The sequence below is a fragment of the Marivirga tractuosa genome (assembly GCF_042140215.1).
GTDB lineage: Bacteria > Bacteroidota > Bacteroidia > Cytophagales > Cyclobacteriaceae > Marivirga > Marivirga tractuosa_A.
This window is the reverse complement of sequence record NZ_CP159478.1, coordinates 432,856-456,661: the sequence shown is the minus strand read 5'-3', so window position 1 is coordinate 456,661 and position 23,806 is coordinate 432,856. Positions and strand designations below refer to the sequence as shown.

The 23,806-nt window shown below is 35.1% G+C and carries 23 protein-coding genes; 5 read left to right on the top strand and 18 right to left on the bottom strand.

All coding sequences use genetic code 11. The annotated features are described in order from the left end of the window. Positions 1-18: 18 nt before the first annotated feature. The gene (locus ABWH96_RS01980; RefSeq protein WP_375579871.1) at positions 19-585 is read left to right on the top strand and encodes a hypothetical protein; all 567 of its coding nucleotides are present in this window, start codon (positions 19-21) and stop codon (positions 583-585) included. Positions 586-741: 156 nt separating this feature from the next. Here ABWH96_RS01980 and ABWH96_RS01975 read toward each other — a convergent pair whose 3' ends face one another. The 11 genes from ABWH96_RS01975 to rimP all read right to left on the bottom strand — a co-directional run bounded on the left by ABWH96_RS01975 (position 742) and on the right by rimP (position 16,553). Continuing rightward, positions 742-1,461 carry a hypothetical protein gene (locus tag ABWH96_RS01975; RefSeq protein WP_375579870.1) on the bottom strand — a complete coding sequence of 240 codons (720 nt, stop codon included), beginning with the start codon at positions 1,459-1,461 and terminating at the stop codon, positions 742-744. Continuing rightward, positions 1,461-4,451 (bottom strand): class I SAM-dependent DNA methyltransferase, encoded by a 2,991-nt coding sequence (locus ABWH96_RS01970; RefSeq protein ID WP_375579869.1) that lies wholly within the window; start codon positions 4,449-4,451, stop codon positions 1,461-1,463. The genes ABWH96_RS01975 and ABWH96_RS01970 overlap by 1 nt, the downstream gene beginning before the upstream one ends. A gap of 350 nt (positions 4,452-4,801) precedes the next feature. After that, positions 4,802-5,800 (bottom strand): hypothetical protein, encoded by a 999-nt coding sequence (locus tag ABWH96_RS01965; protein WP_375579868.1) that lies wholly within the window; start codon positions 5,798-5,800, stop codon positions 4,802-4,804. An 18-nt stretch (positions 5,801-5,818) separates the two neighbouring features. After that, complete coding sequence (locus tag ABWH96_RS01960; RefSeq protein ID WP_375579867.1) at positions 5,819-7,915, bottom strand: hypothetical protein; 2,097 nt, start codon at positions 7,913-7,915, stop codon at positions 5,819-5,821. 112 nt (positions 7,916-8,027) lie between these two features. Beyond that, positions 8,028-8,726 carry a TlpA family protein disulfide reductase gene (locus ABWH96_RS01955; protein WP_375579866.1) on the bottom strand — a complete coding sequence of 233 codons (699 nt, stop codon included), beginning with the start codon at positions 8,724-8,726 and terminating at the stop codon, positions 8,028-8,030. Positions 8,727-8,888: 162 nt separating this feature from the next. Beyond that, positions 8,889-9,380: an SgcJ/EcaC family oxidoreductase gene (locus tag ABWH96_RS01950; protein ID WP_375579865.1), complete on the bottom strand. Its 492-nt coding sequence runs from the start codon at positions 9,378-9,380 to the stop codon at positions 8,889-8,891. 19 nt (positions 9,381-9,399) lie between these two features. After that, positions 9,400-10,575, bottom strand: coding sequence for a hypothetical protein (locus ABWH96_RS01945; protein WP_375579864.1), 1,176 nt, complete (start codon positions 10,573-10,575; stop codon positions 9,400-9,402). A 199-nt stretch (positions 10,576-10,774) separates the two neighbouring features. Continuing rightward, positions 10,775-11,560 carry an SH3 domain-containing protein gene (locus tag ABWH96_RS01940; protein ID WP_375579863.1) on the bottom strand — a complete coding sequence of 262 codons (786 nt, stop codon included), beginning with the start codon at positions 11,558-11,560 and terminating at the stop codon, positions 10,775-10,777. A 198-nt stretch (positions 11,561-11,758) separates the two neighbouring features. Further along, on the bottom strand, positions 11,759-14,785 hold the full coding sequence (infB, locus tag ABWH96_RS01935) for a translation initiation factor IF-2 (protein WP_375579862.1): 3,027 nt from the start codon (positions 14,783-14,785) through the stop codon (positions 11,759-11,761). Positions 14,786-14,836: 51 nt separating this feature from the next. After that, positions 14,837-16,078 carry a transcription termination factor NusA gene (gene nusA, locus ABWH96_RS01930; protein WP_085516072.1) on the bottom strand — a complete coding sequence of 414 codons (1,242 nt, stop codon included), beginning with the start codon at positions 16,076-16,078 and terminating at the stop codon, positions 14,837-14,839. Between the two features lies 1 nt (position 16,079). Next, entirely contained in the window at positions 16,080-16,553 is a 474-nt protein-coding gene (rimP, locus tag ABWH96_RS01925) for a ribosome maturation factor RimP (RefSeq protein WP_375579861.1), read from the bottom strand. 192 nt (positions 16,554-16,745) lie between these two features. Between rimP and cysS the strand changes: the two genes are divergently transcribed. Next, positions 16,746-18,233, top strand: coding sequence for a cysteine--tRNA ligase (cysS, locus tag ABWH96_RS01920; protein WP_375579860.1), 1,488 nt, complete (start codon positions 16,746-16,748; stop codon positions 18,231-18,233). 165 nt (positions 18,234-18,398) lie between these two features. Here the strand turns inward: cysS and ABWH96_RS01915 are convergent, their stop codons facing one another. Then, positions 18,399-19,031: a peroxiredoxin gene (locus tag ABWH96_RS01915; RefSeq protein ID WP_375579859.1), complete on the bottom strand. Its 633-nt coding sequence runs from the start codon at positions 19,029-19,031 to the stop codon at positions 18,399-18,401. A 194-nt stretch (positions 19,032-19,225) separates the two neighbouring features. Between ABWH96_RS01915 and ABWH96_RS01910 the strand changes: the two genes are divergently transcribed. After that, the gene (locus ABWH96_RS01910; RefSeq protein WP_375579858.1) at positions 19,226-19,993 is read left to right on the top strand and encodes a hypothetical protein; all 768 of its coding nucleotides are present in this window, start codon (positions 19,226-19,228) and stop codon (positions 19,991-19,993) included. A 27-nt stretch (positions 19,994-20,020) separates the two neighbouring features. Here the strand turns inward: ABWH96_RS01910 and ABWH96_RS01905 are convergent, their stop codons facing one another. Both ABWH96_RS01905 and ABWH96_RS01900 read right to left on the bottom strand, forming a co-directional pair. Further along, a complete protein-coding gene (locus ABWH96_RS01905; RefSeq protein WP_375579857.1) occupies positions 20,021-20,359 on the bottom strand; it encodes a phosphatase domain-containing protein in 339 nt (112 codons plus the stop codon). Next, positions 20,346-20,948: a phosphatase domain-containing protein gene (locus tag ABWH96_RS01900; protein WP_375579856.1), complete on the bottom strand. Its 603-nt coding sequence runs from the start codon at positions 20,946-20,948 to the stop codon at positions 20,346-20,348. Before ABWH96_RS01900 ends, ABWH96_RS01905 begins: the two co-directional genes overlap by 14 nt. A gap of 106 nt (positions 20,949-21,054) precedes the next feature. Between ABWH96_RS01900 and ABWH96_RS01895 the strand changes: the two genes are divergently transcribed. Beyond that, the gene (locus tag ABWH96_RS01895) at positions 21,055-21,933 is read left to right on the top strand and encodes a diacylglycerol/lipid kinase family protein (RefSeq protein ID WP_375579855.1); all 879 of its coding nucleotides are present in this window, start codon (positions 21,055-21,057) and stop codon (positions 21,931-21,933) included. Positions 21,934-22,065: 132 nt separating this feature from the next. Here ABWH96_RS01895 and ABWH96_RS01890 read toward each other — a convergent pair whose 3' ends face one another. The 4 genes from ABWH96_RS01890 to ABWH96_RS01875 all read right to left on the bottom strand — a co-directional run bounded on the left by ABWH96_RS01890 (position 22,066) and on the right by ABWH96_RS01875 (position 23,448). Next, positions 22,066-22,356 carry a hypothetical protein gene (locus ABWH96_RS01890; protein ID WP_375579854.1) on the bottom strand — a complete coding sequence of 97 codons (291 nt, stop codon included), beginning with the start codon at positions 22,354-22,356 and terminating at the stop codon, positions 22,066-22,068. A gap of 68 nt (positions 22,357-22,424) precedes the next feature. Further along, positions 22,425-22,616 carry a hypothetical protein gene (locus tag ABWH96_RS01885; RefSeq protein WP_375579853.1) on the bottom strand — a complete coding sequence of 64 codons (192 nt, stop codon included), beginning with the start codon at positions 22,614-22,616 and terminating at the stop codon, positions 22,425-22,427. Positions 22,617-22,650: 34 nt separating this feature from the next. After that, positions 22,651-22,983, bottom strand: coding sequence for a hypothetical protein (locus tag ABWH96_RS01880; protein WP_375579852.1), 333 nt, complete (start codon positions 22,981-22,983; stop codon positions 22,651-22,653). Continuing rightward, on the bottom strand, positions 22,984-23,448 hold the full coding sequence (locus ABWH96_RS01875) for a Panacea domain-containing protein (protein WP_375579851.1): 465 nt from the start codon (positions 23,446-23,448) through the stop codon (positions 22,984-22,986). It abuts the gene before it with no gap. A gap of 108 nt (positions 23,449-23,556) precedes the next feature. Between ABWH96_RS01875 and ABWH96_RS01870 the strand changes: the two genes are divergently transcribed. Beyond that, on the top strand, positions 23,557-23,736 hold the full coding sequence (locus ABWH96_RS01870; RefSeq protein ID WP_375579850.1) for a CPXCG motif-containing cysteine-rich protein: 180 nt from the start codon (positions 23,557-23,559) through the stop codon (positions 23,734-23,736). The last annotated feature ends 70 nt before the right edge of the window (positions 23,737-23,806 follow it).

Here is a 23,806-nt window from a genome sequence, read left to right as displayed (position 1 = left end):
CAGATAAATAACAAAACAATGAAAACCCAAACAATGAGTATGTTAAGAAGCATGTTACTCTTAGTGGCAGTATTGCTTTTTTCACAGTGTAACACAGAAGATCCGGAGCCGGAAAACGAAGAAGAGTTAATTACCACTTTAGAAATGACCTTCAGCCCTACAGATGGAGGAAATGATGTAGTATTTTCTGTTTTTGATGAAGACGGAGATGGCCCAATAGAGCCAGTTTATACTAATGGAATATTAACTTCTAACATCGAGTACAATGTTTCAATTGAAGTGAGAAATGATGAAGAAAATGAAGACATCACACTTGAGATTATAGAAGAAGATGAAGAACATCAGTTTTTCTTCGAACTTTCAGGAAGTTTACCTTTGGACTTTGTATACAATGATTTTGATGGAAATGGAGACCCAATTGGGTTAAGTACAATTTTCATCACTGAAGGAGCCGGTAGCGGAACTTTAACAGTGATCTTAAGACATGAACCTAACAAATCAGCAGAAGGTGCTGTAAATGGCGATCCAAGCAATGCTGGTGGCGAGACAGACATTGAAGCTACTTTTGATGTAGTGATTGAGTAAAACAAAACATGTTATGGTTAGATTAGAGCAGTGATTCGAAAGGGTTGCTGCTTTTTTTAGTTCATTTATACTAAAAACCACCATGCAGAGCATGACGGGAACGGGGATTGCTGGGAGTGCATGTATGGCTTAGAAAGGACGAATTCTTTAATTCATTCAGGGATTATCTTCTAGCATAATCCAAAAATGTAAAAGTTTTATTTTATCAGTGAAAGATTTTACAGGAATTCGAATATTATCAGATTCAAATTTTACTATTTGAGTTCCTGTCTTAACAGTCAATTTTTTAAGCTTATCCTCGGCAATCCATTCACCCTTAGTTGTTTTGATAAGCTCATCAATCCAATTATTGATTTGTAGAAACCAAAAATCAAAATCCTCTTTTTGTACATATCCAATAATGGCTGAATATCTAAGACCATAGCCATGAATCCCTTTCTTAAATCGCTCGATTCCACCGTTTGATTTGTCATGACCAATTACATATTCTCTTTCCCTATTATGACCAGGAGTAGGAAGCCTTTTTGCCTCTATTGAGAAAAATGAATCAAATTCATCATAGGTTCTATCACCAACATTGATCTGTTCTTCCCTGGAAAGAGTGCCTATATCTATTTGTGGGCTCATACCTGAACTATGGTCTTCTACATTTTCATGATGAAAGTAAAAGGGATAAGATCCAGTAACTCGATTAAAATACTTGCAAAGTTTATCAGTCAACGCTTTTTCACTTGCAGTAATTTCTCCTTTGACTTTCTCCGAGAAGCCAGAAAAGTGAATTTCAATGAATTCCATAACAGCCTTAATGGAAGCGTCAATTTCAATTCCTTCAGAAAGTTCTCCATTACCGATATTTTCAATTCGATCTGCTAACATCAATACCCTTGTTTTCTAAGGTCTGTAAATGTTTCGTCTGCATCTCTAAGAGCAATCGATTGAAGCCAATAACGAAGCTTCCTAGGCTTAATCAGGTAAATAACATTTCCTTCATACATTCGCACTATGCGAGTAAGTCTTAAACTTGCATTGAGGTTTTTTCTTACCAAAGCTTCAAGATGACGTTCCGCTTCATCAGCGTTGGAAAAGTCAATGTCAGGTTTGTTTTCACCGAAATAGAATGGATAGCAGATGTAAGTATTAGTTTCAAAATAATCATGTGGTTTAATTGATGGGTAAACTTTACTCAGTATCTCACAATAGATTTCAGCATATTCTTGAAGTTGCTTTGAAGTCACATTATGCTTTAAGATTTTCGAATTTTCTCCCTGCGAACGAAAATCAACTAAATACTCAAATAAATCATCAATCAATATTTTATCAAATGCTGATACATGATCATCAATTTGCACGTCAAATGGAATCCCATCAACATCATGTTTTTTAATTGACGTTGACCTTCTTATTAGAAATTCTGCACTTGTAGCTGCTAAGTAGTAAGAGACATATCGGCTTTTTAAGTATTTTAAAATAGCTTTAAGCTCTTCCTTATTTGAAGATTGAATGCCTATTATTTTCTCCTTGAATAATAAATCCACCTCTGTGAATTCAGCAATTAATTTATTGTTTGAAATGCCTTCTTTAATAAGTATATGTGGTCCTAAATAAACATCGGTATTTTTGAAATTTTCACAGAAAAAATAAGGAAATGGTGTTACTTGGCCAAAATCAATTCCATTAGACGTTAAAGCTTCAGTAGGTAAAAATCTAATCGATTTTAATTTCTCCAAACTCTCAAATTGAATGAATTTTTTCTTTAATTGCTCAAATTCCTTTTTCTCTTTATCTGAAATCATGGTATCATCTAAGGATTTCAAATAATTAATTCTGTCATTTTGTTCTGAATTTCCAATTCGTATTCCTGCACCGTAGTTCCATGATTTTGACTTCAAAAAATCTTTCAAACGTGGTAGATGGAGAAGTTTTTGAGTTAATTGATGAAACCTGCTTCCACCTAAGTAATTTGATTTCCAGATATATGAATCATTAACCGCCAATTTTCTTGGGACATGGTGAAAATCATACGAATCAAGTTCAAAAAAAAGCTTCTCTTTATGAGCCTTAGTTCTTCTTATTGTTATATGTAAAACACCTTGTTTTGTAGGTTGCTCATTAACCAAAAAAATTGCGGCAGTTGGTACATCACCAGAGGGTCCAAATAGAATTCTTGCTATATGCGTAAAATCTACAATTTGAGGTACTTGGTATGATTCTAAAAGGAATCTTCTAAAGTTTCCCGAAGAAATATTATATAATAAAGGCCCTGCAGATTGAATAAGGCACGTAATAGCTCCCTTTTTAGAAATTTTAATACTCTGTTCAAGAAATAATAAGGCTACTTGGTTACGAGGGAGTTTTACTTTCTGTAGTTTACCATTTATTGATATAACCCTATTTTTGAAAGCAGTCAATTCTATTTTTTTTGCCGATTTAGTTAGTGTACTCTCAACAAAAGGTGGATTACCTATAATAAGATCAAAATCATTGGGCAGTTGACCTGATAATAGTGCATTAAAGAAGTCGTCATGAATAATATTTCTCTCATGAAGGTTGTCAAATTTTAAATCTTCCCAAATTTGCAAAGGGGTTAACTCATCACAAAGAGCCAGGCTTAAACTGAAGATGGTCAAGTCAGCGGCATCTTTGTTCAATTCAACCCCATAAATATTTTCCTTGAGTAGACTTTTGAGGGTCGCTAATGATGGTCTTTCCCAACCATTATTTCTTCGCCATCTATGAATAAGTCTTCTATATGCACCAACTAGAAAAACTCCAGATCCACATGCTGGGTCGAGAATTTTAAAGTCGGTAGCCTTTGATTCAAGAGGCATGGATTCATTAAGGAGGAAATTGACCAAAAATGGAGGTGTGTACACTACACCTGGCTGTTTACCTAGAAATTCTTCATATATATTACTAATCAGCTCTACAGGTAGATCATTAAATGAATAAAGTTTCCATAAAACCCTTTGAAGTCCTTCCGCTTTACCTTCTAGGAATAAGCCAAACCTACTGAGATCAGCTGTTTTTAGAAACTCCCTGTCATCATGATCTACTTGAAAGATTCCCCCGTTAAAATGTTCAGCTAAGAAATCTAGAAGATCCAGATAGCCACCCTTTTTTTCAAAAACATCAGTGAATTTTTCCCCTTTAGTGATGAACTTACTGAAGAACCCACTCGGAAATACTTTTCTTCCTTCTTCGTCTTCACGTTCTTCCAAGTATCGAACTAGGATAGAGTTCACCATCACTTTTCTAGCAATATCTGCAGGCAAAACCTTAGTTTTGATAATATCCCTAAGTGCTTGTTTTAATTCGGTAAGTAGTTTCTCATATGCACTGTTACTAAACTTGAATTGCTTACTATATTTTGAGCTCTCCCAAAATGTCCCATTATCGAAAGTCTTGGCTGAGAATTCTTCATATTCTTTTTGATCCTTACTGTTAATGGCTTTTGAAACATCTGAGGCTAACTTTATAACCTTTAGAGGTTTATATTTTAGATCATTTCCTTCTGACGGTCTTTCAAAGCAATTAAATATTCTTATGTCCCTTTTGGTAAATACAAAAAACATAGGGACAAGAGCAGAACTATATAGTTGTTTGTGTAGATGGGTTAATTCCTGCTCTTCAACGCCAATCTTATTTGTCAAATCATAAATATAAATCTGAGGGATAGAAGGACGGTTATTAAATCTTCTAAAATAGACAAAATCGGCTTTATACTTTTTAGCGTTCTCTAGGGCAAAAAATTCTTCCGGAGAATATATGCTGTTTACAGCTTCTTGAACAGATACCAGACCTGATGTATGATTCGAATCCCCAATCATCTCCAAATTCTTAAGCCCTTGTTCAAGTATTTCGTTCATCAGTGATAATAATACTAAAAATATTAGTATTAAATGCTACTTAGGTTAGTTTATTTATTAGACTCAAAGTTATTCAATTGTAACTTCAATTTATAATAAATCGTAATTTTGTCAAAAAGAAGTGACTTTAGCTTTCTTATATTTTTATAAAGATGATAATTACAACTTGAAATAAGGACTAAACACAAAAAAAGCCTGCAGCATCTCCACCACAGGCTTCCCTATCATCATTAAAATTAAACTATTCTTTTACTTCAATAGCCTCATATTCTTCAAAAAGGGAAAGATCTAATTCGCTTATGCTTTTTTGATAGGCTTTCCATTCTTCTGCAAAAAACTGATTTAAAGCCTCAAGAGCAGGTCGAAGTGCTTCCTCGGCTTGTTTTTTCAGTCGTTCTTGTGTTGCCAGGTTTATCAAATTTAGCAGCCGCATAATAATAAGCATTGCCAATTCTATCTCCTATATCTGGAATTGGAGTTCGGATAATGCCTTGCTTTTCACTGAAATCTTCGCCTACAAACGGCTCAAATAGCACTTCCAAAGAATCTTTTATGGCTTTGCTCTTTTTAATTTGCTCTTCAAAGCCTTTCTCGTCTTTTTCTTTCATCCAGTTGATGTAGTGATCTGCTGTTGCCTTGGCCTCCAAAATTCTTTGGCTTGCTTCATGTGCTACAGTTTGCATGCCTTCTATAGATTTCAAAAAGTCATATCGCGCCTGCAACACATCTTCTGAAAGATCATATCTTGGGTCAAATTTTACCGTGATTTGAGTGGAATCTTTATGCTCACCAAAGCTTATTATTAATTTATAATCGCCTGGCAATACATCTACTCCGCCTGGTTCAGGAGCATCTTCTTTGGTTTTACTTCTGCTTGGTCCTCTCGCTCCAGCTTCATCCATTCTCCAATACATACGATGAACACCATTCTTCTCCGGAGCTTTCTCTTTCAAAGTTCTGATTAATTCCCCATCCATATTGTAAACCTGCAATTGAAGGGAATCATATTTTATTTTATCCTCTTCTTTTTCTTCATCTTTCTTTTCATCTTCTTTCTCCTCTTTTTGCTCTGGTTTATTCACCAAATAAGAAATCATGGCATTGGAACTTCTATTCTCTCCATTAAAAGTAGCATTAGCCCCAAATCTTAAGCCGGCCGGTTGTTGACTTACTACCTGATAAGCAGTTGGCGGCTCAAAAAGAGCCAAGGGTTTTTCCAGTAAATCTTTACCTTCTTTAGCTAGTTTTCTTAAAGGACGGATATCATCCATCACATAAGCTGATCTACCGAAAGTACCTATTACCAAATCATGCTCTCTTGGGTGAATTACCATATCTCGTGTTGGCACATTTGGATAATCGTTGGTTCACTTTTGCCAATTTTGCCCTTTATTGATACTGAAATATAGACCACCATCTGTTCCTAAAAACATTAAATTAGGTTCTAGCGGATCTTGTACGAAGCTTAAAGCAAAAGTCCATACTTGCTCTTCATTTACTAAGTTAGTCCAGCTTTTACCATAGTTTGTTGTGTGAAATAGATATGGTTTGAAATCAAAATTTCTATAATTATTCACTACCACAAAAGCCTCTCCTGGATTATATGTGGAAGCTTGAATTTGAGCAAACCAAGCCGCTTCAGGCAAGCCCTTTATATTGTCACTCACTTTTTCCCAGCTTTTTCCGCCATCCTGCGTAAGCTGTAAGTTACCATCATCTGTTCCTACCCAAATCACATCTTCTTTTACAGCTGAAGGTCCGATAGAAATAATGGTGGTATTATTTTCCGCACCAGTGGCATCATAGGTTAAACCACCACTTTCAAATTGTTTTTGTTTTTCGGGATCATCGGTAGTCAAATCAGGAGAAATGATTTCCCAATTTTGCCCTTTGTCAGTTGATTTATGTAAAAATTGACTTCCAAAATAAACCGTGCTATTGTCAAAAGGATCTTGGGCAATTGCTGCATTCCAATTAAATCTCAACAATACATCTTTATCGGGATGAGTTGGACGAACAATCTGAGTTTTTCCTGTTTCCCTATCATAGCGAACCACAAAACCTTGTTGCGATTGCGCAAAACCATATCTTGAGTCATCTTTATCGGGCACTACATCAAAGCCATCGCCAAAAGCTAATTCTTGCCAATAGGAATTTCGAATTCCCTGAGATTTCCAAACATAAGCAGGTCCAACCCAGCTCCCGTTGTCTTGCATTCCGCCATAAACATTGTAAGGAAATTCATTATCAACATTGATATGGTAATATTGCGCTATGGGCAGATTCTTAACAAATCTCCAAGTTTCTCCTCCATCATAAGTGATGTTCAAACCACCATCATTTCCGTCCAGCATCATTTTAGGGTTTTCAGGATGGATGTACCAAGCATGATGATCAGGATGAACGCCTACCTCGGTTCCGTAAGCCGGCATTAATTCTTTGAAGGATTTACCGCCATCCTCGCTCACATTTACATAAGTAAAAATGGTATAAAGTCTATTTTCATTTTTCGGGTCAGCATATAATTCATGATAATAAAAAGGGCGATTTCCAATTTCTCCCATATCATCATTGATTTTCTCCCATTTATAACCTCCATCATCAGAGCGGTAAAGGGCGTTCTTTTTTGATTCTACCAAAGCATAAATCCTCTTTGAGTTGGCTGCTGACATGGCAATACCAATTCTACCTAATTCTCCTTTTGGCAAGCCTTCTTCTTCACCTAATTTCTTCCAATTTTCTCCGCCATCAACTGTCATATAAAGTGCAGATCCTGCTCCACCAGAATTAAAAGTCCAAGGTTTTCTTCTGTGCTCCCACATGGCAGCAAACAATTTATTGGGATTATTTGGATCCATAATTAAATCTGCTGCGCCCGTTTTCTCATCAACATAGAGAATTTTATCCCAGCTTTTACCGCCATCTGTGGTTTTGAAAACGCCTCTTTCTGGGTGCTCACCCCAAGGAGAACCTATAGCGCCCACATAAACTGTATTCGGATTTTTAGGATCAATTTTAATTCGATGGATATTACGGGTCTTTTCCAATCCCATTAATTTCCAGCTTTTTCCTCCATCTAAGGATTTGTATAGGCCGTAACCTCCATTCAAGCTGTTTCGAGGATTTCCTTCACCCGTTCCAACCCAAATCACATCAGGATTATCTTGTTGAATGGCAACTGCTCCAATTGATAAAATTTGTTCATCATCAAATACCGGTTTCCAGTCAACACCACCACTTTCAGATTTCCACAATCCACCTGAAGCAGAGCCTACATACATGATGTGTGGTTGGTCATGAACTACATCAATTGCAGTTACACGCCCGCTCATTCCTGCTGAACCAATGCTGCGGACATCAATTCCTTTTAATTTTTCTAAATCTACTTGCTGTGCGGATGCTGTAAAATAGCAACTCGCTATGAGCAAAGTAAAAATCCATAGTTGTATAAATGATTTTCTCATATTGCGAATGTTAAGTTTTCATCAATCTCGCAATAGGAAGTTATAGATGCAAATGAATTTTACTTCAAGGGTAAAAAAGCTATTTGACGAAGGATGAATTAACCGAAAAACATCATTTAGCTTTAAGTGCTTTATCAATTTCTACTTGCATTTCCTTTTTCTCAAGAGGCTCAAAACTTTCGCTGATAAAAACCACTTTTCCGGATTTATCCAATACTACATTTTTTGGGTAGAGCTGTTGCCCAATTTCTTTCAAAAATGGCTTAGCATCAATTATATGTACAAAATCAAGTGGATGTTTCTTTAATAGTTTTTTAACCTCTTTTGAGGTGTTGAATGTGATGGCAACAAAATGAACTTCATCTTTATATTTCTTTGCTATCTTATTTAAATCTGGGAATTTAGCAATACAGGGTCTACAACTGGTAAACCATAAATCAATAAAAACAGGCTTGCCTTTCAGATCAGATATTCGCAAGTATTCATTTTGAAGTGTTTCAAATTTATATTCAGGAAACTCTTTCCCTTGGTATTCAAATATCTTCTCAAGATTGCCTTCAGTAGTTTTTACCCACTCAAAAACTTTTATAGTAGAATCATTTCTGTTAATTTCTTCAATTATTTGAACAGCAAAAGAAACTGTCATATTTGGGAAAACCATTTTATAGGTGTTAACCTTGGACTCATTAGCTTCCTTGAGCTCATATGAACGATAATATTTACCTGTCTCCTGCTCTTGATAAATAGTAGTGGTCTGAGCCAGAACTGAAGACGAGAAATTGAATAAAATTAAAACTATAAGATAGCGCATAACGCAATATATCAAATTATTATCAATAGTCTACTGCTTTTATAGTTCCAGATTCGCGTTTTAAGTCAAAGCAGGACTTGTGAATTAGGTCCAATCGGACACTTGAACATGTACAAAAACTAAATTAAATCAGCTGACAATAGCGCAAGCATCCGCTTGTGCTTATTCTAATTCTGTGGTATTATCCCGATAATCCACCGCCTCCATATTTCCATCCTTATCTATAAAATGCGTTTCTTTTCCAGGAACTATATCGGTATTCTGGGCCGAGGCACAACTCCAATTCCCCTTTTCATTTTGATGTACCACAAAAGTAAAAATAGTATTTCTGGCTTGTGCTTTTTTGCCATCAATTGAAGTTTGATTTTCCAGATGAACACGAGCATTCACCACCGCAATTGTGTCTGATAAATATTTGACTTTAGTTTTTCTTAATGACAATGCTGAGTCTTTAAATATTACTTTTAAACCATAATCATGGGCTTCAAATATTGATTTTCTATTGTGCCACCATAAACCTGTTACGTTTATAAACTCTGCATCTTCATCAAAAATTGAAGCCAACATTTTGGCGTCTTTTAGGTTCCAGCCTTTTATGAAGGTTTTGGGTATGTCTTCTGGTTCTTGGATGTTTAAAAAGTTAAAATCAGTCATCAATTAGTAAAGTCAATTGTTAATAACCACGACCATTTAGAAAAATTGCAATCTGATAGTATTCTGAAATATTTGAATACGGACCAATAGAATCACTAAAATCAAGTAGAACTTCCTGATAATTAGTTTTACTTTTAAATTCATTATACTCTTCAGCTGAGAAAAAATAACCACCACTCGCAAATGAATACTCTTTCTCACCATAAACTAAATGAATGGAAAGACACTTTCCAGCATATTCAGATTCTTTATTTACTAATGAAGTAAAAGATTTAAACTCATAGGAATTAGAATATTCCTTAACCTTTGGCCCCATTGATAATAGCATATGTCCTCCACCAAATTGTGAAAATGCCACTTCGTTAGGCTTTACTTGTTGAATATATCGTATATGCATTAGGGAATCTCTGTAGCCAGTAGGGTGAAAAAAGTAAGAACGAAGTGTATGCATTTTAAGTGCATCAGATAAGTTTGATACTATGTTATCAAAATGTATTAAATCATCTCTTAACTTATTTTTGAGGACATTTTCTTTAGAAATTCTGTTTTTGTTGAATTTTTTTAACCATCTTTTTGCTTGCCCATGGCTTACCTTTTTCTTGCTTTCAAGTTTAAGTATCCTTTTGTAATCCTTGGGGAAAATAGAAGTTAACTCATGATCTTCAAAAAAACGTTTCAATGTCCAAAAATCAGGTTTAATTACGGTTATACTTAAATCAATTCCAGCCACCTCAATATTCAAATTATGCTTCTTATTCAGTTTATAAACGAATTTGAAAAAATCATAATAATCTGGAATTTGTTCAGGTCTATTTTTACCATGCCGTCCAAAACTATAATAATTTTCTAAAAAGTTCTTCAGTAAAACGGTATCCCCAGATTGTAAATACTGATTGACCCAATAGCCATAGGCATAAGGATCTTCCATTACAATTTTATCAAGTTGTTTGTTTTCAACAAGATAGCGTACAAATTTTTTCTTCATATTGCCATCCATGGATTTAGAATGATACTCATCCATAAAAAAATGATTGTAATCACTTACAATATCATCTAAATAAGCCATAGAAGCAGGGTCGTTTGAATCCTTATCAAAAGTGTACACTTTTATGCCGTATTCTTTTAAATCATCTTGTGCGTTAATTTTAGCGGTTAAAATAAAAACAAGAGTAAATAGTAGAAATAGTTTTTTCATCTTTGGTTCTTTTGAAAAATTAAGGTTTAAGTTTTTGTAGCTATTTTATAAAGTTTGCTGTGTAGAACGGATGTTGTATATATAAATTTTATTGGAGACAAATTATATAAACTCCTTCGATAAATTATGATATAAAAAAGGAGGCAATTTATGCCCCCTATGTACTTCTTGTAATTTTAGATGTGATGATTTCTATCAATTACTCACTAATAGCTTCTTCGGTCTCAGCAACTTCTTCATCCGTTTCTACACTGTCCATTTCTTCCGTTGGTTCAGCCATTAATTCCTCTTCATCACTATTTATCGCATTCAGTTCATCTTTTAATTCTACCATGAACTGAGAAGAGGTAAAGGACTCATTTTCTAAGATTTCTTGAATAGCTTCACTACGCTTTTCTTCATCTTCAATTTCCATAGCTTTTTGTGCATAAACAGCAACTGCGATGTCTACTTCATTATCGGATAGGTCAGTTCGTTTAACCCAGCCAGACCAAAACCATTTTTCACCTTGGCTTTTACCTTTCACTTCAACCCATTCATCTTTAGTATCCATTAAGGCTAATACATCCATAGAGCTGAAACTTTTATCTGTTTTGGTTAATAAATCAGGGCGCTTAAAAATTTGAGCTTTTCTGACTGTCGCTACCGCTGTTCCTTCTTCCACAAAGTCTTTCACAACCCAACCTTGCTTATCATCGCCTAATTTAATTTCAACATATTCTCTGTTATCCTCTGAAGAATCAACAGCGGTTTTTCCCGTCATCAATACTTTTTCACCTAAACTTATAGAGGATATCCATTTTCCATCTGATGAAGGTTCTTTTCGAACAGAAATTCCATCCCATATGGAAACTGCATCAACCATTTTAGGCGCTTCTTCTTGAGCAATGGTTTCTTCTGCTGTTTCTTTGTTTTCATTTCCTGAACAAGAGTATAGCCCAAATGCTATAAAAGCAAAGACCAATAAGTAGTAATAATTTTTCATAAATAGTTTTTTGGTTTAAAATTTCAGACTAAAGTAAGTGATTTTCAAAAGCTAGAAAATAAAAAATTATAATAATTTAGTTTATTTGGTCTTTTAAAGCTTCATCAAGATACTTTAGAGCATAAAAATTTTAGGCATAAAAAAAGCCGATTAAACTCTCATCTAATCGGCTTTTCAATTTATGATTTAACCTTAAATCTATTTCAAAGTTCTTTTTACTTCTCTTTCTTCAAATCCTTCAATCACATCACCTTCTACTATGTCATTATAGCCTTTGATACTGATACCACATTCGTAGCCCTTCTTCACTTCTTGTACGTCATCTTTGAAACGTTTCAATTGGTCAATTTCACCCTCATACTTCACGATTCCATCTCTAATCAACCTGATTTTATTGTTACGCTTCACGTAACCATCCGTCACCATACAACCCGCTACAGTACCAATCTTAGAAATCTTGAAAATCTCACGAACCTCAATGTTTCCAGTGATTATTTCCTCAGTAGTTGGTGCCAACATACCTTCCATGGCATCTTTCAGCTCATTGATAGCATCATAAATAATAGAATATAATCTTATCTCTATTTCTTCATTCTCTGCAATCTTACGTGCATTTTGTGAAGGCCTAACTTGGAAACCTAAGATAATGGCATCCGAAGCCGAAGCTAACAACACATCAGATTCTGAAATCTGTCCAACTGCCTTATGGATTATATTCACCTGAATTTCTTCAGTAGATAATTTCAATAATGAATCCGATAATGCTTCAATAGAACCATCCACATCACCTTTTACAATTACATTGAGCTCTTTAAATGAACCAATTGCCAATCTACGTCCAATTTCATCAAGTGTAATATGCTTCTTAGTTCGCATACTTTGCTCTCGCTGAATTTGCTCTCGCTTGTTCGCAATATCCCTTGCTTCACGGTCAGTTTCCATTACGTTGAAACGGTCACCCGCTTGTGGTGCTCCATCTAAACCTAACATCAACACTGGAGTAGAAGGACCTGCTTCATTCACCTTCTGTCCTTTATGGTCAAACATGGCTTTTACCTTACCATAGTGGGCTCCAGCTAATACTACATCTCCAACCTTCAATGTACCCGCTTGAACCATAATAGTGGTCACATAACCTCTACCTTTATCCAACTCGGCTTCTACCACTGTTCCTACAGCTGATTTATTAGAATTAGCTTTAAGCTCCAATACTTCTGCTTCAAGCAATACTTTTTCTAATAAGTCTTCAATACCTGCACCTGTTTTTGCAGATACTTCCTGACACTGATATTTTCCACCCCAATCTTCAACTAATACATTGATAGCGGATAATTGTTCTTTAATCTTATCTGGATTTGCATTTGGCTTATCCACTTTATTAATGGCGATAACCATTGGCACTCCTGCTACTTGAGCATGGTTTATTGCTTCTTTTGTTTGAGGCATTACGGCATCATCAGCAGCCACTACAATTATGGCAACATCCGTAATTTTAGCACCCCTTGCACGCATGGCCGTAAAGGCTTCGTGACCTGGCGTATCCAAGAAAGCTACTTTTTTGCCTGATTCGGTCATTACATCATAAGCACCAATGTGCTGCGTAATACCACCGGCCTCACCAGCAGTTACTTTTGACTCACGAATAAAATCTAGTAATGAAGTTTTACCGTGGTCAACGTGACCCATAATGGTAACAATAGGAGCTCTGTCTTTCAAATCCTCAGGATTATCTTGCTCTTCAATTACCTCAGTTTCATCATCTGCCTCAGTGAATTTCACATCATAACCGAATTCATCAGCAATGATTGTGATGGTCTCTGCATCTAATCGTTGATTAATGGATGCAAAAATCCCTAAATTCATACATTTTGCAATGACATCATTAACACTTACATCCATTAAAGATGCTAAGTCATTAGCTGAAATAAATTCAGTTGTTTTAAGAACTTTTGATTCAGATTCTTGCTGCTGAAGATCTCCTTCTCTTTTATCAGCCTGAGTTTGACGTTTTTCTTTTCTATATTTTGAACGATTACCACTAGCTCCTGGTGATTTACCACTCAAGCGAGCCATGGTTTGCTTAATTTGTTCTTGAATTTCCTTTTCAGTAGGCTCCGCTTTTTCTACTCTACCTCTTCTACCTCTGTTTCTATCGCTTCCTCCGCCTCTATTTTGTCCTTGCTGACCAGAACCAGGACCTCTACCTTGACCAGGCCCACCTGAACCACCACCTGGTTTAGAATCTTGTGGCTTATTAGGGGCAATTCTTTTTCTTGGACGTTTACCTCTTCTTGCTTCTTTCTTATCGTCAGATGAAGCAACAGGCTTAACTCCTTTCTTACCTTTTCTATCTTTCTCTTTTGGTAAATCAATTTTACCTAAAACAGTAAGTCCTTTTAAAGAATCTGCTTTAGCAGCAATAGTAGAATCTTTTGGTTTTTCTTCTGTTAATGGAAGCTTCTCAGTTGGTTTGTCCTCAGCTTTCTTTTCTTCTTTTGGTGCTTCCTCTTTAGGAGTTTCAGCTTTAGGCTTTTCTTCCTTTTTCTCTTCTTTCTTAGGTTCGTCTGCTTTTGGAGTAGCTTCTGCCTTTTTCTCTTCCTCTTTCTTTTCTTCTTTTTTCGGCTCTTCTTTCTTTGGCTCCTCTTTCTTTTCTTCCTTGGCTTCTACTTTTCCTTTAGGTGCCTCTTCTACCGTTTTCTTCTCAGCAACAGGTTTATCTTCCTGTTTTGCTTCTTCAGCAGGTTTTACGTTCTCTTCAGGTTTACCTTTTTTCTTGTCATCTAAATCAATCTTGCCCAAAACTTTAGGCCCTGATAATTTAGGACTTTCAGATTTATAGACGTCTTCTTTGGGTTCTTCTTTTTTAGCAGATGGTTGATCAGCAGGCTTTTGTTCAGGCTGAGAACTTTTCTCCTTACCTTCACCAGCATTTTTGATCAATACCTTTTCTTCATCATCATTTTCATCATTTCTATCTCCATCTGAATCGATGACAACATTGCTATTATGCTTTTTACCAATGGACAGACTGGATGCTTCCTCCTTCTCTTGTGCAGAGGAGGCAAACTCTTTAGCGAGCATTCCAAATTGCTCTTCTGAAATTTTTGAGTTTGGCTTACTATCCACCTCATAACCCTTTTTGCCCAAGAAATCCGTGATTGTAGATAATCCTACATTCAATTTTCTTGCCGCAAGGCTGAGTCGCATCATTTTTTCTTCTGACATAAATGCTTTGTATTCTGCTAAAAAATTATTGAACCTGAGTAATAAAAATACTTACTCAAATTCCTGACTAAATATTTTAAATATTTCGTCTATTGTTTCTTCTTCTAAATCGGTCATTCTAACCAATTCTTCTCTTCCTAATTCTAACACTCTTTTGGCAGTGTCAAGCCCAACTTTCTTCAATTCTTCAATAACCCAATCTTCCAATACGTCATTGAATTCATCGATCAATACATCTTCCTCTTCAGCATCAGTCAACTCACGGAATACATCTATTTCCATTCCTACTAACTTACTAGCCAATTTGATGTTCTGACCTCCTTTACCAATAGCTAAAGAGACTTGATCAGGTTTCAAATATACTGAAACTCGTTTATTCTCTATATCTATTTTCATAGAACTTAACTTTGCAGGGCTTAAAGCACGCTGTATGTAAAGCTCCATATTTTCTGTAAAGTTAATTACATCAATATTTTCATTCTGTAATTCTCTAACAATACTGTGAATTCTTGATCCTTTCATCCCTACACAAGCACCAACTGGGTCAATCCTATCATCATAAGATTCTACTGCAACCTTCGCTCTTTCGCCTGGCTCTCTAACAATCTTTTTGATTGTGATCAATTCATCATAAACTTCAGGTACTTCTTGTTCGAATAATCTTTCCAAGAAAACCGGAGAAGTTCTAGAAAGAATGATTTTAGGATTTCCGTTTTGCATTTCCACTCTGTGGACAACTGCACGAACAGAATCACCTTTTCTAAACCTATCTTTCGGAATTTGCTCTGATTTCAACAATACCAATTCATTTCCATCCGCATCTGTTAACAATGTTTCACGGCTAAGAATTTGGTAAACTTCACCTGCAATGATTTCCCCTACAAGTTCACTGTATTTATTAAATAAAATATCTTTCTCAAGGTCTTTTACTTTTTGAATAAGCGTCTGACGTGCAGTAGTAACAGCTCTTCTTCCAAAGTGCTCCAACTCTACTTCCTCAGCAACCTCTTCCCCTATTTCAAAATCAGGCTCAATTTTTCTGGCTTCAGTCAAACTGATTTTATCATGATCCCAGATATCTTCTGAGTTATCATCTACAATTTCACGAAAACGCCATATTTCAAGGTCACCCTTGTCAGCGTTTATAATAATATCAAAATTATCGTCCGTTTCGTATTTTTTACGAATCATGGTTTTAAACACATCCTCCAGGATGCGAATCATGGTGGGACGGTCGATATTTTTTTGCCTTGCAAAATCGGCAAACGATTCTATTAGATTTAATGTGTCCATGTTACTTAAATGAAACCAAGACTTTTGTTTTGTCTATATTTTCGAAAGAAACCTTCGTCTCTTCCAACTTTATTTTCTTTTTCCCTTTTTCCTTTATTTCCTGATTGACAAGAATAAAGTCTTCTTTTGCTTCCAAAAGTTCTCCTCTGATGGCTTTTCCATCTGTAGTATCTACTTTAACCTTCCTCCCAATATTTTTTAAATATTGTCTTTGGTTAGTTAATGGATGATCCAAACCAGGGGAAGAAACTTCCAATACATAGGCATTTTCTAATACCTCGTCTTCTTCCATTCGGTGTGCTAGTTGACGACTAACGCTTGCGCAATAATCAATTGAAACACCTTCATCCCCATCAAGTAGTACAACGATTTTCAATTTATCGTTTCCACTAATCACAATATCCACAATAAAATATTGTGGTTCTGTGATAATCTCCTCTAAATAAGCTTTTATTTTTTCGTCTAAACCTATCATTCTACGATAAAAAAGAGGGGACTTAAAAGCCCCCTCGTGATCTTGTTTTACTAACTTTGTTGCAAATTTAGAGTAAATAATTGAGCAAAACAAATAGTGTGGCTTAACAGATTTACTTATTATTAGTATAGAAGTATAAATTCAATCATGAATTTGTGCCTAAAAAGAGAATCTTATTTATAATTTTGCCTTATGGACAAAGAATTAAAGATACAAAACTCACTGACAAGACAGAAGGAAATCTTCAAACCCATCAATCCGCCCTTCGTGGGTATGTATGTTTGTGGGCCAACTGTTTATAGTGATGCCCATATGGGAAATGTCAGGACGTTCATGAGTTTTGATGTCATCAATCGCTATTTGCGCCATTTAGGTTATAAAGTTCGCTATGTTAGAAATATTACTGATGTTGGCCATTTGGTAGATGATGCAGATGATGGTGAGGATAAAATCGGAAAAAAAGCAAAGCTGGAAAATGTGGAGCCTATGGAGATTGTCCAGAGATATGCCAATGGTTTCCACAGGGTGATGGATTTATTTAACATTCTGGAGCCGGATATTGAGCCTACCGCTACTGGTCATATAGTAGAGCAAATCGAAATCAATAAGAAATTATTGGAAAATGGCTGGGCATATGAAAAAAATGGCTCAATTTATTTTGATGTATCTAAATATAATGAAGCCCACGAATACGGGAAATTAAGTGGCAGAAAAATTGAAGACCTTCAAAGCAATACTAGAACTTTGGATGGGCAAGATGATAAAAAGAATCCACTCGATTTTGCCTTATGGAAAAAAGCTTCCGAGGAACATATTATGCGTTGGCCATCTCCATGGAGTGATGGCTTCCCAGGTTGGCATTTGGAGTGTACGGTAATGAGCACCAAATATTTGGGAGAGACTTTTGATATACATGGGGGTGGGATGGATTTGAAATTTCCACATCATGAATGTGAGATTGCGCAGGCAGTAGGTGCCAATGGAAAGAACCCCGTTAATTACTGGATTCATACTAATATGTTGACTGTAAATGGTCAAAAGATGAGTAAATCATTGGGTAATTCTTTCTTGCCTACTCAATTGGTAAGTGGAAACCATGATATGCTGGAACAGGGCTATACTCCTATGACAGTTCGTTTTTTCATGATGCAAACACATTATTCCAGCACATTGGATTTTAGCAATGAAGCTTTAAAAGCCGCTCAAAAAGGCTACAGAAGATTGGCCAACGGTTTGAAAATCATCAAGAGCTTAAGCTTCAAAAATGATGAAGGCAAGAAAAATGAAAAAGCGATCAGCCAAATTGAGCAAGCTTGCGAAGGATGTTATAAATCCATGAATGATGATTTCAACACGGCTAAAACCATTGCACAGCTGTTTGAATTGCTAAAGAAAATTAATTCACTGCATACCGGTCAATTAAAATTTGGTGAAATCGGGCAAGATGTATTTGAGAAGCTTTCCAACACTTACCAAACTTTCATGGTAGAAGTATTGGGCTTGAAAGAGGAAACGCCAACTGAAGTGGATCCGATTATTGATGCTTTATTGGAATTTTATAAAAAAGCCAAAGCTGAAAAGAATTATGATCAGGTTGATGAAATTAGGGCAATTTTAAAATCTAACAAATTAATCATCAAAGATCTGAAAACTGGTGTTGATTGGGGATATGAGGAGTAGTTCCAAAATTAAATATTAAGGCAAATATAAGGACGATCAAACTTTCCCTGTTTGGGTGAAATCAACTTCAAGGAGGATTAGTGAATGAAAACTATAATCTCAAAAAAAATATCAAAAATAAAGGCAACCCAATTGGATTGCCTTTATTTTTAAGGTCTTCAAAACCTATTCTGGTTGTGGAGTCGTTCTCAAATAAGGCTTGATTATTTTATGTCCTTTAGGAAATTTAGCCTCTATTTCTTCATCTTTGACACCTAAACCAATGATAACATCATTACCAGGTACCCAGTCTGCCGGTGTTGCCACTGGATGTTTTGCTGAAAGCTGTAAGGAATCAATTACCCGTAAAATCTCTGCAAAATTTCTACCTGTGCTTGCCGGATAAACAATGGTTGCTTTAATTTTTTTATCTGGTCCAATAAAAAATACGGATCTAACTGTTGCTGTTTCTGATGCATTTTCATGAATCATATCATATAAATTCGCAACCTTTTTGTCCTCATCACCAATAATTGGAAATTCTACTGATGTATTTTGCGTTTCGTTTACATCTTTTTTCCATTCGTTGTGCGATTTCACATCATCCACACTTACAACTGCCACTTTAGTATTACGCTTGGCAAATTCATCTTTCAATTGAGCAGTTCTGCCTATCTCGGTTGTACATACCGGTGTGAAATCAGCAGGGTGAGAATATAAAATTCCCCAGCTGTCGCCTAACCATTCGTGAAAATCTATTTTTCCTTCTGTTGTATCCGCTTGAAAATTGGGTGCGGTATCTCCTATTTTAAGTCCCATAATTTTTTATTTTATATATTAAAGTTTAATATCGTAACGCTTTGTTTAAGAATGTGTTTGCACAAAAAAAAAATAAGTGATAATTGTTACCTTCATGATTTTTGCCGCATGATAGAAGCAGTTTGTAAAAGTTTTTCGGTTTACTTTTAGTATAAATTTAAATTAACTAATTTCAACTTTGAACCTAGATGAAAATGCAAATCAAACTATTAACCCTGATTATTGCCTTCCTTAGTTTTTTGTTTTTCTTAAATCCCGTCAAAGCACAGAAAGAATGGAACTTTGGCCCTAAAATAGGGATGTATAATTATCAGATGGCAAATAATATATCGGGGAGATATAATGACATTGATGTTAAAGTTCACACGCCAATTTGGAATATTTATGAGCCTCGTTTTCCTTATTTAGGAATTTTTATTGAGCAACCCTTAAAGATGCTTCCCTATTTCAGTATTACCTATGATCTTTCTACTTTCAGAAGGTATTTGTTCATATCTCCTTATGATTATAATCCCCCTCAAGGATTTATCATTCCACAAGCTGGTGCTTTCACAACAGAATATCAAAATTTTACGCTTGGAATTTTGCCCTCAGTTCATTTCAAGAGAGGTTTAGATATGCGTTTGTTTGCAGGCTATGAAGTTCATTATATGCATCATAAAGATGAGACATTATATGCGTCTGATTTTACACCCAGATGGTTGAATAATAACATCAGGCGTTTTGAAGTAGCCAAGAAGTTTGTGGAGGAGAACCCTATGGTGCCATTCATCCATCATCTGGCAATAGGTGGAGAATTTAAGTATTGGAGGCTAGGCTTAGAGGTAAAGTTCTTGCGAGGTTTAAACTCTCCGCTTAGGAGTGTAAAATTCAATGATGAGTTTACATATCCTCTTAACACCTATGTAAATAGCTTATACTACTCACTTAAATTCTATATTAGGAAAAATGATAATAATTAGATTAAAAAAAATATTAAGAAATAGGGTTCACTTTAGGAGCCCCATTCTCTTTGCATGAGAAAAAGCCTCCTCTGTATTTTCCAAAAGCAATAACGGCACCCCTTTTTCTTCAAATTCTTGTAAAGTTTCTTCATCAAAATCGTCTTTCTTTCCGATTTTTCGGATATATACTGCCAAAATCCTCTCCGGAAATTCATGTAAGGCCTGCCGGTAAATTTCAGTATCTCTTTGACCACTATCTCCTATCAAAATAAATTTCAGCTCTGGAAAAAGTGTCATCAATCGCTTTATTTTATCCTGCTTATGTTGATGACTTCCCCCTCCTGTAAAAAGTAAATCTCTTAAGCCAGATTTATATTCCTGCAAAAGAAAAGGTTACTTTTGGAATATTTCTGACCTTGAAAAAATCTTGAAGAAAATCATATAAATTCCACTCACTGCTGCTTACATAGAAAAAGGGATTTTCTTTCCCTTTCAATTTTTGATAAAATTCTGCCACGCCCTCAAATGGTAATCTGGTTTTAGCATTTTTAGTCATGATTAAGCGTAATTTCTTGAAAAGCTGAGTGGCATGAGAAACTAATATGGTATCATCAATATCTGAAATAGTACCAAATTGAGCTTCATTTCCCACTATCAAAAACTCTCCTGTGGCTTTATAATTATTGCCCTCTTCATCTTTTATACTGTAAGTAACAGTATGCCAACCTAATTCAAACTCTTGCTTAGGTTCAACCCAAGCACTAAAATAGCCGTATTCATCAGTTTGAGTTGTAAAATTTTCTTCACCTAAGAGAATTTGAACTTTCATTTCTGGAATTGGAGAGCTCAGATAACGAGAAAGCATAATTCTGAAATTCTTTCTCCTTTTATCTGTGGCTTTAGAATCAAATTCTGGACGATTTTCCAATACACCTCCTTTCAGGTAAATCAGTTTTTGATTTCCATAACCCATGAAAGGAACAACCTTAGGCGGAGAAATAATACCTAATAATCGTTTTAAATAAAGGGCAAGTCGTATATTTAGAGTACGTAGAATAATTTCTAATTTTTAAGTCTTAATGGTACCCAAAAAGCTACTTTTTATTATCAATCCCAAATCAGGGAATAACGACAAATCCACTTTGGAAAAGCTAATTTCTAGTCAGTGTGATAAAAATAAGAAGGAATATACGCTTTTCTATACAAGTGGGGAAAATGATTTAGAAAAAATCAAAGAAAAGCAGGCAGAATATCAGGCAGATACTATAGTGGCTTGCGGTGGAGATGGCACGGTGAACTTAGTAGCGCAAATTCTCTTAAACACCTCAACCCAAATGGGGATCATTCCTTTAGGTTCGGCAAATGGTTTAGCCCACGAATTGGAAATTGAGGAAGATACTGAAGAAAGCCTAGAATTAATAATGCGTGGAAAAACACTTTCAATGGATGTCATTCATATCAATAATGAATTTATCTGTCTTCATTTAAGCGACTTGGGTTTTAATGCACAAATGATAAAAGACTTCGAAGAAAGTGGTGAAAGAGGAATGCTTTCCTATGCAAAATCATTTTTTGGCTCTTTAATGGATAAAAAATCCACCGAATTCAGGATTGAATTTAATGGGACTAACAAAACACTTAAAGCTGAAATGATAGTGATGGCCAATGCTTCCAGCTATGGTACTGGAGCAGTTATAAACCCAGGAAGCCGAATGGATGATGGATCATTTGAATTGGTTATTTTCAAACCTATCCCTATGCGAGATTTATTATCCTTAACTTTAGAATCCTTTTTAGGAGATATCAAAAACTCTCCATATGTTGAGATTCATAAAGTAGAAAAGGCAACAATTTATTGTGAAGAAGCAGAATTGCTCCAAGTGGATGGAGAATTAAAAGGAAAAAGCAAAGAAATACAGGCTAATGTTATCAAAGCAGCACTAAATGTGATCTCATAATTATGGAAAATGAAAATCCTCAAAAAGTAAAAATCACCTTTAGAAAAGGATTAATTTCCATTTTATATTAGCTATTGCAATCTTTGGGTTATATAATTTGATTCTCCGCTTCCTTCAATATTTAGGAATCGTTTAATAGTCAGTCACTAATTCCTCCACTTCATTTAATTTTCTGATGGATGATCTACCTGAAGTGGTATAAATTATTTCTCCTTCCTTATTCACCACATAAAAGTAAGGTTTATCTTTTTCAGACATCTTCAATAAGTCTTCATAGTCCCCCATTTTACCACTGTAAACTATAACATGAGGATGAAGCTTTTTATCAACATCTTTCTGCATTTTTCTTATGGCAGATCCGGAAGCTCCTCTTTTTAATCCAGTAAACATCGGGATGAATACTACATTTACATCAGGCTTCATTTCAGGAATCAGCGCATTTGGGTCTGCTTCTCTTATAAATCTCTCCCAAATAGGCTGGAACCAGGTTTTTAAATCATCCTCTGCTTTTTGCTGAATGCAATACCAATCAAGGTCATTTTATCTTGAGTTGCAGAAGGAACCGTGATTTCCTCATCGGTTAAACTTGATCCTGTCATTTCCGGAAAACTTTCTCCCACTTGGCCATTGGAGAATTGTATAATAAAAAATAAGGATGCGAGTGTTAAGGTTAATTTTTTCATATCATTTGAAACGTTTGTCTTTGATTTTTATTGATTATTTTACTTTAAAATACCCTTTCAATACAATATACATTAATCCTAGTACATTCAGGGTTGTTGTTCCCAGTAGAATAGACAATACCTGATCTGAAAGCTTAATAAAAGAGTTGTTAAATAATAAAATTGTTAAAACCAGAAATAAATAAATTGATACAACAGTTGCTGCCCAATACGCTAATTTTTTTCTGCTATTCGTATCTTCATTATATCTAAGGATTTCAAATCTTTTTTGTTGAAGATTCAAATCATCAGAATCAACATCTTTGTCATGCAAAGCATTATAACTGATTTTGGTTAATATTGATTCTAAATTCTCCTTTTTAGACATTCAAAAGTCAATTTTTTTAAAATACTCAATTATATGCTCATCAGCAATAGGCTGATTCCAATCAAACCCATTTTGCTTTACAGTCATATCCCATGCGCCACCCTCAGCGTGAGACCATTCTGACAACTGTGAAGCAGAATATTTAGAGTACTTATCAACTAGTAAATTAAAAAAATCATTAACTTCAATATCCGATTTAATCTCTGCAAATTCCTCTAAGTCCATATCTATTATATCAGAATAATTCACTTTTTTTCTAGTCCTCGGGAAAACAGGGCCATAGGGCCATGCTTTAGGTTTTTCCGTTAATAAAACCCGGTTTTTTTTTGATAAAAAATAGCCATAAGCCATATATAAAAGCTTTTGAACTTTAGTCACGTTCAAAACTTTATTTTTGGAATATGCTGTAGCTAATAAATATTTAGCAGCAACTACACTATCATATGTAACTTTTGCGTCTACCATACCTACAATATTAGTAAATTAATAATTTAAGTCGAAAAATAGTCAAAACTTTCCTTGTTGTGTAAACATAATTTTAATTAAAAAAGTTGATATTTATTTATACAAAATATGATAGAACATTTCTTCCATTGTCCGCATTGTTTTCAAGAAATCAGTATGTTGGTAGACGCAAGCATATCTAAACAGTCATATGTGGAAGATTGTGAAGTCTGTTGCAATCCTTTGCAGATTAATTTAGAAATTGATGAGGGGGAGGTAATTTATTTTGAAGCTAATCCTGCTCAATGAATTTAATTTGAGGCTTTAATAGAATAAATTTTTTGCTAAATTGATTTTGAATTAACCTCTATACCTTATT